Annotated in this window: 16 protein-coding genes; 12 read left to right on the forward strand and 4 right to left on the reverse strand. The window is 60.7% G+C overall.

Features of this window, described 5'->3' with window-relative positions; translation table 11 throughout:
* Positions 1 to 372, reverse strand: a 372-nt coding sequence (locus VFW72_RS06150; protein ID WP_329673402.1) for an AraC family transcriptional regulator ligand-binding domain-containing protein, incomplete at its 3' end; no start/stop codon positions are given.
* 208 nt (positions 373 to 580) lie between these two features.
* Between VFW72_RS06150 and VFW72_RS06155 the strand changes: the two genes are divergently transcribed.
* The 7 genes from VFW72_RS06155 (at position 581) to VFW72_RS06185 (ending at position 9,043) form a co-directional block, all read left to right on the forward strand.
* Complete coding sequence (locus VFW72_RS06155; protein WP_329673403.1) at positions 581 to 1,651, forward strand: phospholipase; 1,071 nt, start codon at positions 581 to 583, stop codon at positions 1,649 to 1,651.
* A gap of 147 nt (positions 1,652 to 1,798) precedes the next feature.
* Positions 1,799 to 2,506 (forward strand): TetR/AcrR family transcriptional regulator, encoded by a 708-nt coding sequence (locus VFW72_RS06160; RefSeq protein WP_329673404.1) that lies wholly within the window; start codon positions 1,799 to 1,801, stop codon positions 2,504 to 2,506.
* Positions 2,507 to 2,542: 36 nt separating this feature from the next.
* Complete coding sequence (locus VFW72_RS06165; RefSeq protein ID WP_329673405.1) at positions 2,543 to 3,952, forward strand: 3-oxoacyl-ACP reductase; 1,410 nt, start codon at positions 2,543 to 2,545, stop codon at positions 3,950 to 3,952.
* Between the two features lie 15 nt (positions 3,953 to 3,967).
* The gene (locus VFW72_RS06170) at positions 3,968 to 4,828 is read left to right on the forward strand and encodes a MaoC family dehydratase (protein WP_329673406.1); all 861 of its coding nucleotides are present in this window, start codon (positions 3,968 to 3,970) and stop codon (positions 4,826 to 4,828) included.
* 50 nt (positions 4,829 to 4,878) lie between these two features.
* Positions 4,879 to 6,171, forward strand: a complete 1,293-nt coding sequence (locus tag VFW72_RS06175) for an acetyl-CoA C-acetyltransferase (protein WP_329673407.1) — start codon at positions 4,879 to 4,881, stop codon at positions 6,169 to 6,171.
* Positions 6,172 to 6,334: 163 nt separating this feature from the next.
* Entirely contained in the window at positions 6,335 to 8,083 is a 1,749-nt protein-coding gene (locus tag VFW72_RS06180) for an AMP-binding protein (protein ID WP_329673408.1), read from the forward strand.
* A gap of 90 nt (positions 8,084 to 8,173) precedes the next feature.
* Positions 8,174 to 9,043 carry a GNAT family N-acetyltransferase gene (locus VFW72_RS06185; RefSeq protein WP_329673409.1) on the forward strand — a complete coding sequence of 290 codons (870 nt, stop codon included), beginning with the start codon at positions 8,174 to 8,176 and terminating at the stop codon, positions 9,041 to 9,043.
* Positions 9,044 to 9,049: 6 nt separating this feature from the next.
* On the opposite strand, the gene VFW72_RS06190 is transcribed toward VFW72_RS06185, so the two are convergent.
* The 3 genes from VFW72_RS06190 to VFW72_RS06200 form a co-directional block, all read right to left on the reverse strand.
* Positions 9,050 to 10,063 (reverse strand): NRDE family protein, encoded by a 1,014-nt coding sequence (locus VFW72_RS06190; protein ID WP_329673410.1) that lies wholly within the window; start codon positions 10,061 to 10,063, stop codon positions 9,050 to 9,052.
* The gene (locus VFW72_RS06195; protein WP_329673411.1) at positions 10,054 to 10,353 is read right to left on the reverse strand and encodes a DUF4936 family protein; all 300 of its coding nucleotides are present in this window, start codon (positions 10,351 to 10,353) and stop codon (positions 10,054 to 10,056) included. The genes VFW72_RS06190 and VFW72_RS06195 overlap by 10 nt, the downstream gene beginning before the upstream one ends.
* A 138-nt stretch (positions 10,354 to 10,491) precedes the next feature.
* Positions 10,492 to 11,448, reverse strand: a complete 957-nt coding sequence (locus VFW72_RS06200; protein WP_329673412.1) for a folate-binding protein — start codon at positions 11,446 to 11,448, stop codon at positions 10,492 to 10,494.
* 45 nt (positions 11,449 to 11,493) lie between these two features.
* On the opposite strand from VFW72_RS06200, the gene mltG reads away from it, so the two are divergent.
* The 5 genes from mltG to VFW72_RS06225 all read left to right on the forward strand — a co-directional run.
* The gene (gene mltG / locus VFW72_RS06205) at positions 11,494 to 12,507 is read left to right on the forward strand and encodes an endolytic transglycosylase MltG (protein ID WP_329673413.1); all 1,014 of its coding nucleotides are present in this window, start codon (positions 11,494 to 11,496) and stop codon (positions 12,505 to 12,507) included.
* Entirely contained in the window at positions 12,504 to 13,148 is a 645-nt protein-coding gene (tmk, locus tag VFW72_RS06210) for a dTMP kinase (protein ID WP_329673414.1), read from the forward strand. Before mltG ends, tmk begins: the two co-directional genes overlap by 4 nt.
* The gene (locus VFW72_RS06215; RefSeq protein WP_329673415.1) at positions 13,145 to 14,182 is read left to right on the forward strand and encodes a DNA polymerase III subunit delta'; all 1,038 of its coding nucleotides are present in this window, start codon (positions 13,145 to 13,147) and stop codon (positions 14,180 to 14,182) included. The genes tmk and VFW72_RS06215 overlap by 4 nt, the downstream gene beginning before the upstream one ends.
* Positions 14,183 to 14,337: 155 nt before the next feature.
* On the forward strand, positions 14,338 to 14,721 hold the full coding sequence (locus VFW72_RS06220; RefSeq protein ID WP_329673416.1) for a PilZ domain-containing protein: 384 nt from the start codon (positions 14,338 to 14,340) through the stop codon (positions 14,719 to 14,721).
* A 43-nt stretch (positions 14,722 to 14,764) separates the two neighbouring features.
* The coding region (locus VFW72_RS06225; protein ID WP_329673417.1) for a TatD family hydrolase at positions 14,765 to 14,963 on the forward strand (199 nt) is incomplete at its 3' end.

Raw genomic sequence — 14,963 nt, forward strand, 5'->3', positions numbered from 1 at the left:
GGCGGGTATTTCCAGATCACCCAGTGTGAACGCCGTGACCCCGTTGGCCGAGTGCATGCTGATGTGGGTGAATGCGTAAGTCAGATTCAGATAGCGCAGGGCCAATTCGGCCGCGCTGTGCAGTGTCGGACTGCTGATCAGCGCGTAGCCCCAGATTCCGTAGGTGGTGAGCCGATAACGTGACCCGGCCTCCAAGCCCAGGCCCGGCACGTTGGGCAACAATCGAATCAGGTTGGCAATGACGGCCAATTCGTCTGAAGCCTCAATTTCACCCTTGAGGTCGTCCAGATCCGCCGGCTTCAAAGCACTGCCGAAAAGCAACTGATCCGGCGTCAACCCATGTTCGACGCCCAATTGCACCAACAATCGCACACTGGCGTTGCCACGTCGAAAATTCCAACTGGCATGTGCATTTGAGTCGCCGACTGGCTTAGGATTTTTTTTATGGACGGCGGTCATGGGCACTTTGTCTGAACACACGGCAAACGCGACCGATTGCAGCACATTTTCATACTGAATGGATAGCAGGAAACGGTTGTCCTTCAACTTGTCCCAATTCCCGAATTTTGCCCCTATCAACATGAAGGCTTTACGTATCTACGCAGGGGAAAAAGCCCTACGCCACCTGCAGGCTGACGGCTTGAAGCCGCAGGATATTCACCTGATTCCCGCCGCTGCGGGGGGCCCTAAAGGTTTGATCCTGCATCACCTTGACCGGCAGCTTTTCGGTGAATGGCTGCCCCAAGGGGCGCACACGGTGCATCTGGTCGGCGCATCGATCGGGGCCTGGCGTATGGCGACGGCCCTGATGGCCGATCCACAGCGTGGCTTCGATCTGTTCGCCCAGGGCTACATCCACCAGCACTATGAGCCCGAACCCGGACGGAAATTGCCATCCGCCAGAAAGGTCAGTGAAGGCTTTGCACAGGCTCTGGAGGGCATGTTCGGCCCCGAGTTGCCAGGTATGTTGGCCCACCCACGCTATCAGTTGCATGTACTGACCTCGCGAGGGCGGCAGATCTTGCGCAGAGCAGGGCGAGTTCGCACCGCAGTGGGTATGACGGGACTCGCCCTAGGCAATGTGCTGAGCCGTCGCTCGGTCGGTCTGTTTCTGGAGCGCACGGTGTTCTCCACGCCAGGCCCGGCGCTGCCTCTGTCACTGCGCGATCAGCCGACCCGACATGTGCCGCTGACAGGGGAAAACTTCAGGGAGGCAGTCCAAGCCTCCTGCACCATTCCGTTCTGGCTCGAACCTGTGCGTGACATCCCGGGTGCGGTGCCAGGCGCTCACTGGGACGGTGGCCTGGTGGACTATCACCTGCACTGGCCCTATGCCTCCATGCCGACGGGCTTGGTGCTGTACCCGCACTTTCAGCGGCAAGTCATCCCTGGCTGGCTGGACAAGACCCTTAAATGGCGCCACGCCGCAACGCCCGCGCTGAGCAACATGATCTTGCTGGCCCCGAACCCGGACTGGGTGGCCACATTGCCAGGCGGCAAATTGCCTGACCGCAATGATTTCACAGCGTTGTCCGTGAACGAGCGCATTCCCAGGTGGACCCAGGCCGTGGCCCGCAGTGAACAAATGGCCGATGAATGGCGCGCCTGGCTAGACGCCGGTTGCCCGCTCGACGTCGTTCACCCGATCTGAACGGCCGCTCCAGTGTCTTGCCCCCCAATCGCGGGGGGCTTTCGTCTTTTCACCCGGGGCTCGTTTCCCTTCCTCAGGCCGGTGACCTAACATACGCGCTCAAATTAAACGACCGTTTGAAACGAGTGTACTGATTGGAGTCCAGCCTTGAGTCGGCCTGAACCGTCGCCACGTCCTGCTGTGGCAGATACCAAAACGCGCATCCTGGATGCGGCGGAAGCGCTGTTCGTGGCTGGGGGCTTTGACGCGCTATCCATGCGCCAGATCACCACGGCAGCGCAGGTCAACCTGGCCGCGGTCAACTACCACTTCGGCAGCAAAGATTCGCTGATTCAAGCTGTGCTGTCTCGGCAACTCGACGTGTTGCACGAGGCCCGCACGGCGATGCTCGACAAGCTGGAGTCGGCATTGGGCGCGAAGCTCCAGTGCGAGCACGTTCTGGTGGCGATGTTCCTGCCAGCCGTACGCATCTCCCGCAGTGACGCCCCCCATGCTGACCGATACCTGCAGTTCCTGGGGCGTGCCTACACCGATCCATCCCCCGTGGTGCGCGACTTCATCGACGGGCACTACCTGCACACGCTGGCTCGATTTTTTCAAGCCTTTCAAAAGACACTGCCGGAACTGACGATCGATGACCTGGCATTTCGTCTGCACTTCGCCATGGGCGCCCTGGCGGGGATTCTCGCCGGCGGCAACACGCAGCGACTGCTCAATGAGTTCACGCAAGGGCAGGGCGACGAAGAATCCTTCTTGCTGACCCGATTGATCACGCTGATGACGGCGGCCCTGCGCGCCCCTCTGCCTGGGCCGACTGACACCAGCCTGTTTGACAACGTGGTCAAGCTGCTTTGACCCTTTCCTCAGATTCAACCCTTCAAGCAAAACAACATGAAAGACGGCTACCTCGATTTCGCCAATTCGCCCATGGGCTCCAAGCTGATCAAGGCCCTGGGTTTGCCCACGCCACTGCCATTGGAGCGCTACAAGCCCGGGCAAGCAGTCATCAACGGCACTGTGTTGGTTGGCGGAGGTGGCGAGCCTCAACTCTTGTCGACCTTGGCGCAGTTTTTCAAATCTGTTTCGGCGCAGACCTTGGCCCATGAGCGCTTGCCCCAGTGGGTGGCTGCGGCCAACCAGGCTGGCCTCACCACTGGTCGCTGGGGCCTGAATGGCGAAAAGGGCGAGAAGGTCAAGGCGCTGGTGTTTGATGCCACGGGTTTGACCGACAGCACCCAATCGGACAGCCTGTACTGGTTCTTCCACGACGCAGCTCGGTCCTTGCAAAACTGTGGCCGTGTGGTGGTCCTGGGCCGCCCCCCTGAAGAATGCGCCAGCCCCCGCCAGGCTGCCATCCAACGCGCTCTGGAAGGACTAACGCGCTCATTGGGCAAGGAACTGAAGAAGGGGAGCAACTCGCAAGTGGTCTACGTGTCGCAAGGTGCTGAAGGCCAGCTTGAATCCACCCTCCGATTCCTGCTGTCGCCGCGCTCAGCCTATGTTTCGGGGCAGGTCATCCGTGTCCGCAAGCCCGTTGGCCAAAGCGTGGCACCAGCCGACTGGGCGCAGGCACTGGCAGGCAAAAAGGTGCTGGTCACCGGCGCGTCTCGCGGCATTGGTGCGGCCATTGCCGAAGTGATGGCCCGCGAAGGTGCCCAGGTCATTGCCCTGGATGTGCCGCAAGCACAGGCCGGCCTCGATGAGGTGGCCAAGAAAATTGGTGGCACCGCGCTGGCCATGGACATTGGCGCGGAAGAAGCCCCACAGAAACTGGTGGACGCCGCGATGGCGCAGGGTGGCTGGGATGTCATCGTGCACAACGCCGGCATCACTCGAGACAAAACCATCGCCAACATGAAAGAACACCTGTGGACTCAGGTGGTCAATGTCAACCTGTCCACGCAGGAACGCATCAACGAAGCCTTGGTGGCCTCGGGCGCGTTGAAATCAGGCGGTCGCATCGTGTGCGTGTCGTCCATCTCAGGCATTGCTGGCAACATGGGCCAGACCAACTACGCCGTATCCAAAGCGGGGGTCATTGGCATGGTGCAAAGCAGCGCCCCCATCTTTGCCGAAAAGGGCATCACCATCAACGCGGTTGCCCCTGGTTTCATTGAAACCCAGATGACCGCCGCCATTCCGTTTGCCATCCGCGAAGCCGGGCGCCGCATGAACTCCATGAGCCAAGGCGGCCAGCCAGTGGATGTGGCCGAGGCCATTTGTTGGTTTGCCAGCCCCGCGTCCAGCGGCATCACAGGCAATGTAGTTCGCGTTTGCGGCCAAAGTCTGATTGGCGCCTGAAGCCCAACGGCCCCCATGAAAACCATCGAGATCAACAAGCTGCCCGGACAGGTTGCGCTGAACCTGGGAGCACTGCGCGCCAGCAGCAAGCGGCCGGGCCGTGTCGAGGCATTGCCCCAGGTTACCTATGTGCGACCGAAGGTGCTGGTCGATGCCCGCGCCGTAGCGGCCTATGCCAAGGTCTGTGGTTTCAAGCAAGCCCACGGTGTGCCCTTGCTGTTTCCGCACATGCTAGCCTTTCCTCTGTCAATGATGTTGTTTGGCTCCAAGTACTACCCCTGGCCCGCCATGGGAACCGTGCACCTGGCCAACCAGGCGAGTCAGTTCGAGCGCATTGACGTCGGAGACGAGTTGAGAATCGAACTGCAGACCGGCGAGTTGCTGGCCCATGAAAAAGGCCAGATCTTTACCTTGCATTCGCGAGCCATTCGCCGAGACACGCTGGTCTGGGAGAGCTCCGGGCACTTCCTGCGCATGGGGGTTGCCGACGTGTCGGGCACGCCATTCGAGAGCGATCTGATCGACCCAGCACCGCTGTCGCATCAGGCAGATTTTTACGCGGGTGCCGGCATTGGTCGTCGGTACGCCCGGGTCTCGGGCGATGTGAACCCCATCCATCTCTCGGCGCTCACAGCCCGCATCCTCGGGTTCAAGCGCGCGATTGCCCACGGCATGTGGACGACCGCTCGCGCCCTGTCGACCCTCATGCCGCGCGAGCCTGCTGAGCAAGCCAGCGTGGTTGCAGAGTTCAAAACACCGCTGTACCTGCCCGCGCGCACCTCGCTCTGGACCAACCGAACCGACGCCAGTACCTTGTTCGAAGTGCGTAACGCCAAAGGTGACAAGCCCCACCTGCGCGGTCGCGTGACCTATTGATCTCCAGATACCGCCTCTCTTCAGTCATTTACTTCTCAGGACCCCGCTTCATGAACACCACCGTTCGCCGCGTCGCCATCATTGGTGGCAATCGCATCCCATTTGCCCGTTCCAACACGGTGTATTCCGATGTGTCCAACCAGGACATGCTGACCGCTTCGCTGCAGGGCCTGGTCGATCGATTCAACCTGCATGGCCAACGCCTGGGCGATGTCGCCGCGGGGGCTGTCATGAAGCATTCACGCGATTTCAATCTCGTGCGTGAATGCGTGCTGTCCACCACGCTGTCGCCCGAGACACCGGCCTACGACCTGCAGCAAGCCTGTGGCACGGGCCTGGAAGCCATCATGCTTGTGGCCAACAAGATCGCCCTAGGCCACATCGAGTGCGGCATTGGCGGCGGCGTTGACACGACATCGGACGCCCCCATCGGCATCAATGAAAAGATGCGCAAGATCCTGTTGGAGGTCAACCGCGCCAAGACCACCGGCCAACGCCTGAGCCTGCTGTCCAAGATTCGCCCCAGCATGTTGGTCAAGCCCACCATTCCACGCAATGGTGAACCTCGCACAGGCCTGTCAATGGGCGAACACTGCGAGCAGATGGCGCAGGAGTGGGGCATCAGCCGCGAAGACCAGGATCAGTTGGCTCTGGCCAGCCACAAGAACCTGGCTGCAGCCTACGAGCGTGGCTTCATGGCAGACCTGATCACCCCATTCAAGGGCGTCTCCAAAGACAACAACATGCGCCCTGAACTGAGCATCGAAAAGCTGCGCTCGCTCAAGCCCTGTTTCGACAAGAAGGTCGCCCCCGGCCGCGGCACCTTGACCCCCGGCAACTCGACTCCGCTGACCGATGGCGCATCGGCCGTCTTGCTGGGCAGCGAGGAGTGGGCCAAGGCTCACAATTTGCCCGTTCAGGCCTACATCACCTTCAGCGAGGTGGCTGCGGTCGACTTCTTCAACAAGAAGGAAGGCTTGCTGATGGCTCCAGCCTACGCCGTGCCTCGCATGCTGCAACGCGCAGGCCTGACGCTGCAGGACTTCGATTTCTATGAAATTCACGAAGCCTTTGCCGCACAGGTCCTCTGCACCTTGAAGGCTTGGGAAGACCCCAAGTACTGCCGCGAGCGCCTGGGGCTGGACAAACCCCTGGGTTCGATCGACCGCAGCAAGCTCAACATCAATGGCAGCTCGTTGGCCGCAGGCCATCCCTTTGCCGCCACAGGTGGCCGCATTGTGGCCTCCTTGGCCAAAATGCTGGCCCAGAAGGGTTCCGGTCGTGGCCTGATCTCCATCTGTGCCGCGGGTGGACAGGGTGTGGTCGCCATCCTGGAGCGTTAAAAACAGCGCATTCACGGGAGCACCCGATATCCGGGGGAACCCGTGAAAACCGCATTGGGCTTGGTAAACTCGCCCACTTCACAAAGGTGACCCTGACCTGAGATCCAGCAGGGATCACCATGTTCTGCCAGACAGTATTCGGCAGGCAACCGAGGAGAATTTGATGTCCCAAGCAGCAGCGGCTTCTCAGCCCACGCCCCAGCCCATCGTCAACCCCGATGGCACCACCAACCGTATCTGGTTGTCCTCTTACGTCCAGGGCGTGCCGGCTGACATCGATTTGCATAAGTACAAGTCGATGAACCAGTATTTCGACGAGTGCATCAGCAAGTACCGTGAACGCACCGCGTTCGTCAGCATCGGTACCGAGATGAGCTATGGTCGTCTCGAATCGCTGGTCAACGCCTTTGCTGGCTGGCTGCAAAGCCAGGGCATCAAGAAGGGCGACCGCGTGGCGATCATGTCGCCCAACCTGTTCCAGTATCCGGTCTGTTTGTTTGCCATCCTGCGCATCGGCGCCGTGGTGGTCAACGTGAACCCGCTCTACACCGTTCGCGAACTGAACCACCAGCTGAAAGACTCGGGCGCAGAAACCATCATCGTGATGGAAAACTTCGCCAAGACAGTTCAAGACTCGCTGGCTGGCACACAGATCAAGCGCGTTGTGCTGACCCAACTGGGCGACCTGCTGTCCGATGGCATCAACCTCAAGGGCAAGGCGCTGAACTTCATGGTTCGCAAGGTCCAGAAAATGGTCCCTGCGTACAACCTGCCCAAGGCCATCTGGATTCGCGATGCGCTGAAAGCTGGCGCCAAGGTCAAGGTCAAGCCTGCCGAAGTCAAGCCTGAAGATCTGGCCTTCCTGCAGTACACCGGCGGTACCACCGGTGTGGCCAAGGGCGCCATGCTGACCCACTCGAACGTGCTGGCCAACTGCCAACAAGCATTTGCGTGGATCGGCACACAAATGACTGGCGACGTCGAAACGATCGTGACACCGCTGCCGCTGTATCACATCTACTCGCTGACCGTGAACTGCCTGATCTTCCTGGGTCTGGGCGGCCGTAACGTGCTGATCGCCAACCCACGTGACACCAAGCGCGTGATGATGATCCTGAAGAACGAAAACTTCAGCGCCATCAGCTGCGTGAACACGCTGTTTGCCTCGTTCCTGGACGACCCTGACTTCCAGAAGCGCGATTTCTCGGGCCTGAAGTTGGCTTTGGCTGGCGGCATGGCCCTGCAACGTGCAGTGGCCGAACGCTGGAAGGAAGTCACCGGTAACTCCATCGTGGAAGGCTACGGCCTGACCGAGTGCTCGCCCATCGTCACCATGAACCCAGTGGACGTGAGCAAGCCGATGCCGGTGTTCACCGGCTCGATCGGTCTGCCTGCACCTTCGACCGAAGTTCGCATCCGCAATGAAGACGGCTCTTGGGCCAACGTGGGTGAGCCTGGCGAATTGTGCGTGCGTGGTCCTCAGGTCATGAAGGGCTACTGGCAGCGTCCTGAAGAAACCGCCAAGGTCATCGACAGCGAAGGCTGGCTGGCTACCGGCGACGTGGCCGTCATGGATGAGAAGGGCTTCGTCAAGATCGTGGACCGCAAGAAGGACATGATCCTGGTCTCTGGCTTCAACGTCTATCCGAACGAAATCGAAGACGTTATCGCCATGCACCCTGATGTCAAGGAAGTGGCCGCCATTGGCGTGCCCGATCCCGTGGCCGGCGAACGCGTGAAGGTGGTGATCGTGCCCCGCACCCCTGGTTTGACCAAGGAGTCGGTGCTGGAGCACTGCCGCAAGAACCTGACCGGCTACAAGATTCCTCGCATCGTGGAGTTCCGCGAAACCGAACTGCCCAAGACCAACGTGGGCAAGATCCTGCGCCGCGAACTGCGCGACGGCAAGTGATGCCAGCCAGGGAACAAGCCCTGGCGCATTCCAGAACAGCCCGCCGGTTCCGCCGAGCGGGCTTTTTTACTTACTCAGCCTGCCCACACCATGACAGCCCCGCGCGATTACCCGTTCCTCAACCGCATGAAGGTTCGCTGGGTCGAAGTCGACCCCCAGCAGGTGGTCTTCAACGGCTACTACCTGACCTACTTCGACACCTCCATGTCTGAGTACTGGCGTGCAGTGGGGCACCCGTACCCAGAAGGCTTCAACTTCTTTGGGGGCGAAGTTTTCATTCGTCGCAACACCATTGAATACCACTCGCCCGCACGTCTGCACGATTGGCTCGACATCGGCATTCGCTGCGAACGCCTGGGCAACAGTTCCATCACCATGGCCTGGGCCATCTGGACCCAAGGGCGCCTGGTCGCCACAGGCGAGAGTGTGTATGTCTACACGTCTCTCGAAACGGGTCGCCCCGCGGCTGTGCCCGTGGGCTTGCGTCAGCAAATCGAACGTCAGGCCCGAGGCGAAGACGCCTTCGAGTTGATCGAGGGAACTTGGGCCGAGTTAGGAACGCCGGCCTACGCCATTCGTGAGACGGTGTTCATCAAAGAGCAGGGCATTGATGCGGCTGAAGAGCTGGATGCCGACGACCCCGTGGCACACCACGTGGTCCTGCAGACCCGAGCCGGTATGCCACTGGCCACCGGGCGCTTGATTCCACCGCAAGACGCGCACCCCGGTGTGGCCAAGATCGGGCGCATGGCCGTCCTCAAGGCCTCACGGCAGGCAGGCCTGGGTCAACGTGTGCTCGACCATCTCCTGGCATGCGCGCAAGCCAAGGGGTACCGGGAAATTGAAATCAGCGCGCAAGTCGCTGCTCAGTCGCTCTACGAGCGAGCCGGCTTCGTGGCCGAAGGCCCCATCTATGACGAGGTGGGCATTGCCCACCAGCGTATGCGCAAGGCGCTCTGATGCCGCTCAGGCGAGCTTGCTGATGCGGCTGCCGCTGAGCTTGATCAGGTTGCGGGCTCGGCTGCGCCGTCCAACCGCACCCTCGGGCAGGTCGTGATTGTGGTGCTCGGACACATCACTGCTTTCGAAGTGTTCGTCACCCATCAGGCTCACCACATTGGCTGGGGGCAGGGTGGCGTTGAGCTTGGCCAACTCCATCGCATCGGCTGTGTGCCGGGGTGGCCAGTTCTTCAGCGTCACCCGCCGCAACAACGCCATGGAAGACTGCGGGCTGAACGTGCGCTCAAGCACGTGGGTGACCAGTCGCTTGTGGATGCGCTCGGTCACGATCACGGTCGAGCAACGCGTGCCGTAAACCCCATCGGGCGATCGAATGAAGGCCGAAGACAGCATGCGCTCCCACTCTGGGGTCACGCCGGTCTGCGGCAGTTGGTCGTCTGGGTAGGGTGTGGGGTCTGACAAGGCCTCAAACAGACTCATCGCGAGTTGTTCGGCATCGTCCGCGCCAGCGATGGCCGCTTTCAAGTCGGACTTCAGCTGCGTGACTTTGGGCCAAGGCGTATCCAGACCCGCGTTTGACAAACCAAAGATGCCTTTTTCCAGGCGCGCCGGCATGGTCTGATTCACATTGCTGGCCCAGAAACACTCGCCTTGCGAGAAGTCGAGCGCGAGCAAATTGAAACCGTTGTAGGCATTCAAGGCCAACTGCGGCCATAACCTGTACATCGGCAGGTCGCCCTTGAGCCAACGTTGAACGATCTCCCCCCTGGATGGCGCTTTCGGATCGACTGCCTTGGGGTCTCGTACATTGGTCAGCAAACCCAGTCGACCTTGCGCAGTCAAGCCCAACCACGTGCCACCTGCATGCAGATCGCGCCCCCCGAGAATTGGCAATTCGCCAGGCCCGGGCTCCCACCAGCCCAGACGAGCCGCAGGGCGATCAAAGAACTCGTCGCGGTTGGCGGCAATGACAAAGGGGAAGCGGCTGCTCTGATCGAGCGCCATGACCACTAAACACATGGCGCAAACACCTCGGTATGACGGGGACCGACCTGACCACAGGAATCAGCCTGCATGGCCAGCGCCGCGCGTTCGATGTCTTTCTGCACGCTAGGATCGACGCCGGACGCGTGCTGGTACACCTCCATCCACGTCTGATGCGGGTGGGCATCGACCCTGACCAGCAACTGCGTGTTGAGATCAGGATGCCGTTGCCGCAAGCTGTCTTGCATGGCACGCACACGAGGCTTGAGGGTGTCAGCCTGAGCCGATTCAACCTTGTAATAGATAAACAGCGAGCATGGACGCATAAACGTATTCCGAGTGCGGAGCAAGACCGGCTCACCGCAAGGTTAACTGCGGGTCGTCAAGCATGACAACCCTGAATCGGTTCAGACCCAGTCCTATCGCGTCAATCTACCGTTAAGAAATGCACGGCACCAGCCGCCTCAGGCGTCGTCTTCAGCCGAGGGCAGGGGGTAAGGCAGTTGCCCCAGGGTCAGAACCGGGCCGTCTGCAGCCCCCAGATGCAGGGTGGCATCCAAGGCATTCAGCTTGAGTTCGACCAGAGCTGACCACCCATCGCTTCCGGGTACGGCCGCCGCATTGACCACCATCCCGGCAGGTTGGCCAGGGTCGGTGCTGGCAAACACCTCTTGCCCCGCTGCCATAGCCTGAGCGCCATGCAATACAAAAGCCCGGCGCTTGAGGGTGCCACGGTACTGGCTGCGAGCCACCACTTCCTGGCCTGGGTAACAGCCTTTGGCGAAGTTCACTCCGCCCACCAACTCGAAATTCACCATTTGAGGCACGAACTGGTCAACCCCGGCCACCTCAATACGAGCTACCCCACTCATCACCTCCAGCCAGGCCCAGGCACCCGAGGGCTGAGCCGGGGCAGCCTCCAGCATCGCCTGACACTGGGCAGATGGCCCCACCCATAGGCAGCGATTGACCCCCAGCACATCGGGCAAGCGCAACCATTGCCCGCCTTGGCCGTCATGCCAGGCTTGACCGGGCACACGGCCTTCGCAGGCCTTCGCGGCCGAAGGGCCAATCAAGCCAAGGGCCTTCAATTCGGCGCTGGCATCACGCAACTTGCATTTGGCACGCAACACGAACATGGACAAACGCTTGAGCGCCGCCGGCAAAACGCCCGCATCCACCATCAGCCAGTAGGCATCAGGCTCGGGCCGAAGCGTTTGAAAACTCGCCAGCATGCGTCCCTTAGGCGAACAGTAAGCCGCCAGACGGGTCTGCTCGGCCGGATGGCTCTGCATGTCCTGGCTGAACTGCCCATGAAGGAACGTGCCCGCGTCTTCGCCTTGGGCCACGATCACACCCAGATTCGACAGCGCCACGGCGCCGTCCCATGAAGAAGTGTCAGGAAGTTGAATTGCTTGCATGGTGCTCATTATGATCACGCGCCTTTATCCCCGGATAATTCAAGGATGTCTTTGAAATCAATTGCCCGCTGGGGGCGCACCCTGATTTTGCTCCTGGTGGTGGCCGCGCTCACCCTATTGGCCACAGGCTGGTGGTGGGTGCAGCAGCCGCTGACCACCACCAATGAGGTGGTCGAAGTGTCGATCGAAGCCGGTCAGACTCCGCGAGAAGTCGCGCGCGAGTGGGTGCAAGCGGGCGTGCAGACGTCTCCGTGGCTGCTGTACCAGTGGTTCCGTTGGTCTGGCCAGTCCAAGCAAATTCGTGCGGGCAGCTATGAACTGCGCACCGGTTCCACGCCGCAGGATCTGCTGCGCATGCTGGTGCGTGGAGACGAGAGCCTGGCCACCGTGAAACTGATCGAGGGTTGGACGTTCAAGCGTTTCCGCCAAGAACTGGCTGCTGCTGACGGCTTGAAGCAAACCATTCAAACCTTGAGTGACGACGCGGTGATGATGGAATTGGGTATGCCCGGCGTCCCCGCCGAAGGTCGCTTCTTCCCCGACACCTACTCTTACGCCAAGGGCAGCACCGACATCGCCGTGTTGCGTCGCGCGTTGCGCGCCATGGATCGTCAACTGAATGCCGCCTGGGCCGCTCGTGGTGCCGAGGTGCCACTGAAGTCGCCTCAAGACGCCTTGATTCTGGCTTCCATCGTCGAGAAAGAAACCGGGCACGAGGCCGACCGCGGTTTGATCGCCGGAGTCTTTTCGAATCGTTTGCGCATCGGCATGCCTTTGCAAACCGACCCCTCGGTCATTTATGGCCTGGGCGAAAAGTTCGACGGCAACTTGCGCAAGGTCGATCTGCAGACCGATACACCGTTCAACACCTACACGCGCCGGGGACTGCCCCCTACGCCAATCGCCATGCCTGGGAAAGCGGCCCTGATGGCAGCCGTTCAACCCAATCCGACCAAGGCTTTGTACTTCGTGGCCAAGGGCGACGGCACCAGTGCGTTCAGCGCCACACTGTCTGAGCATAATCGGGCGGTCAACCAGTACCAGAGAAAGCGCCCATGAGTTTGCCTGCTGCGTCGAATCAGACCACCCCTGGTGTCTTCATCACGTTTGAAGGCATTGATGGCGCGGGCAAGACCACGCACATGGACACCCTGGAGGCGCTATTGCGCAGCCAGGGCAGGGAAGTGGTGCGCACCCGTGAACCCGGTGGCACGCCTTTGGCAGAGAAACTGCGGGCTTTGTTCTTGCACGACAGCATGGATGCGCTCACGGAGACTTTGCTGGTTTTCGCGGCCCGTCGCGACCACCTGACCCAGGTCATCTTGCCTGCGCTCGCCCGCGGGGCATGGGTCATGTGCGACCGCTTCACCGATGCCACCTTTGCCTACCAAGGCGGCGGCCGCGGCTTCGACCAGCAAGTTCTGCAGACCCTGGAGGCCTGGGTGCAGGAACAACGCCAACCCGATCTGACTTTTCTGTTTGACCTCCCTCCCGAAGTGGCTGCAGCCCGTTTGAGTGCAGCGCGTCAGCCTGACCGATTTGAAGCCCAGGACACAGCGTTTTTCACTCGGGTGCGGCAGGCCTACCTGGCCAGACAGGCCCAGCAACCAGCGCGCTTTGCACTGATCAAGGCCGACGCCCAACAAGAGGCCGTGGCCCAGCAAATTGCCCAGGTCATTCAAGCCAAAGGTTGGGCATGAACGAGCGGCATACCGACATCTGGCCCTGGCAACGCGAGCCCTTGCAAACGGCCTTGCAGCAACTCAATGGCCACGCCGCGCTGCTGCATGGCGTGGCGGGCATTGGTCAATTTGAATTCGCGCTGGGCTTGGCTCGAGCATGGCTATGCGAAGCTCACGAAGTGGGGTCAGCGTACGCCCCTGCTTGTGGTGAGTGCGTCAGCTGCCGGCTCATCGAAGCAGGATCTCACCCTGACCTGCAAGTCATCTTGCCCGAAGCCCTGCAGGCACAACTGGGCTGGGGCGGCGATGCCCCGGAGGACAGCGATGCGGCGGCCGAGAAGGGCGGCAAAACCAAAAAGCTCAGCCAGGAAATCAAGGTTGATGCCATCCGGGCTGTGGTGCAGTTTGCGCAAACCACGGCGTCACGAGGGCGCGCCAAGGTGGTTTTGATTCACCCGGCAGAAAGTCTGAACCTCGTGGCGGCCAACACCTTGCTGAAAACGCTAGAAGAGCCGCCCGGCATGGTGCGCTTTGTGTTGAGTGGGTCGTCGATCGACAGCTTGCTGCCTACCGTACGCAGCCGGTGCCAGGCTTGGCGCCTGCCTTTGCCTGACGCAAGTGATGCCGTGTCATGGCTTCAGAGTGAAATACCTGGCATGAAGCCGGAAGAGGCCCACCTGCTGTTGCAAGCCTCAGGTCAACAACCTTTGACGGCTCTGGAGCGACACGCCCAGGGCATTGATGCGGCCTATTGGCAGCAACTGCCGCAAGACGTGGCCCAAGGCCAGCCCAGCAAATGGACCACCTGGCCCCTGCCGCTGCAAGTTGAAACCTTGCAAAAGCTCTGCCACGATCTGGCCTGTGTGGCCTCTGGCGCCGCGCCTCGCTATTTCCCGGCATCCAGCCTGCCCAAGGCACCGGCCCTGTCGCGTCTGACTTTATGGGCCGGCGAGCTGAAAAAGGCGCAACGGCACGCAGACCACCCCTGGAATGCAGGTTTGAAGTCAGAAGCCTTGATGCAACAGGCCAAAGCCGTTTTGCGTACGCGCTGATTTGTTTCGTCTGTGTCAATCCGTAAGGTGGCTCAAATAGCGGGGCTAATTCACACCATCTCCTTGGATGACGGCGTTACACTTTTCCCACGATGAGCGAATTCCAAACCACTGCGATGCCTTCTGCCTTTGCCCCAGGTGGGCCGGGCAGAACCATGACCTCAGCCGGCGGTATGGCGGGACAGGCAGCCGCTGCGCCCGGTCGCCCCAGCGTGATCCAACTGGTGTTCCGGGAAAAAGGGGCTCTCTATGCCGCCTACATGCCGGCCCTGACCGATGGCGGGCTGTTCGTGCCCACCACACGCGAATACGCACTGGGCGACGACATTTACCTGCTGTTGTCCCTGCCTGAAGACAACCAACGCTACCCGGTGGCTGGCAAGATCGCATGGATCACGCCAGCCAACGCATCGGGTGGTCGCACCCAGGGGGTAGGCGTTCGCTTCCCCGCAGACGAAAAAACCCGTCTGTTGCGCCTGAAAATCGAAGAAATCCTCGGCACCGCCATTTCCTCGCACAAGCCAACGCAAACACTTTGAGGCAAGATTCGCGGTTTGCCAGTCAACCCGCGTCTGCTTGCCCATGTTTGTCGATTCGCACTGCCATCTCAACTTCCCCCAATACGCTGATCAACTCGATCAGATTCGTGCCGAGATGGCACAGGCGCAGGTAGATCGCGCCCTGTGTATCAGCACCACGCTGGAAGAATTTCCCCAAGTCCAAGCCCTGGCTGCCCGGTTTGATAACTTCTGGGCCACGGTTGGCGTGCATCCCGATAACG

This window comes from Aquabacterium sp., from assembly GCF_036273115.1.
Classification (GTDB): domain Bacteria; phylum Pseudomonadota; class Gammaproteobacteria; order Burkholderiales; family Burkholderiaceae_C; genus Aquabacterium.

What these genes read in the sequence shown, in the direction of transcription:
- VFW72_RS06165 (WP_329673405.1), top strand. Translation starts at nt 2,543, where the DNA reads ATGAAAGACGGCTACCTCGATTTCGCCAATTCGCCCATGGGCTCCAAG.
- VFW72_RS06185 (WP_329673409.1), top strand. Translation starts at nt 8,174, where the DNA reads ATGACAGCCCCGCGCGATTACCCGTTCCTCAACCGCATGAAGGTTCGC.
- VFW72_RS06175 (WP_329673407.1), top strand. Translation starts at nt 4,879, where the DNA reads ATGAACACCACCGTTCGCCGCGTCGCCATCATTGGTGGCAATCGCATC.
- VFW72_RS06180 (WP_329673408.1), top strand. Translation starts at nt 6,335, where the DNA reads ATGTCCCAAGCAGCAGCGGCTTCTCAGCCCACGCCCCAGCCCATCGTC.
- VFW72_RS06215 (WP_329673415.1), top strand. Translation starts at nt 13,145, where the DNA reads ATGAACGAGCGGCATACCGACATCTGGCCCTGGCAACGCGAGCCCTTG.
- VFW72_RS06200 (WP_329673412.1), bottom strand. Translation starts at nt 11,448, where the DNA reads ATGCAAGCAATTCAACTTCCTGACACTTCTTCATGGGACGGCGCCGTG.
- VFW72_RS06170 (WP_329673406.1), top strand. Translation starts at nt 3,968, where the DNA reads ATGAAAACCATCGAGATCAACAAGCTGCCCGGACAGGTTGCGCTGAAC.
- VFW72_RS06190 (WP_329673410.1), bottom strand. Translation starts at nt 10,063, where the DNA reads ATGTGTTTAGTGGTCATGGCGCTCGATCAGAGCAGCCGCTTCCCCTTT.
- VFW72_RS06195 (WP_329673411.1), bottom strand. Translation starts at nt 10,353, where the DNA reads ATGCGTCCATGCTCGCTGTTTATCTATTACAAGGTTGAATCGGCTCAG.
- tmk (WP_329673414.1), top strand. Translation starts at nt 12,504, where the DNA reads ATGAGTTTGCCTGCTGCGTCGAATCAGACCACCCCTGGTGTCTTCATC.
- VFW72_RS06155 (WP_329673403.1), top strand. Translation starts at nt 581, where the DNA reads ATGAAGGCTTTACGTATCTACGCAGGGGAAAAAGCCCTACGCCACCTG.
- VFW72_RS06220 (WP_329673416.1), top strand. Translation starts at nt 14,338, where the DNA reads ATGACCTCAGCCGGCGGTATGGCGGGACAGGCAGCCGCTGCGCCCGGT.
- mltG (WP_329673413.1), top strand. Translation starts at nt 11,494, where the DNA reads ATGTCTTTGAAATCAATTGCCCGCTGGGGGCGCACCCTGATTTTGCTC.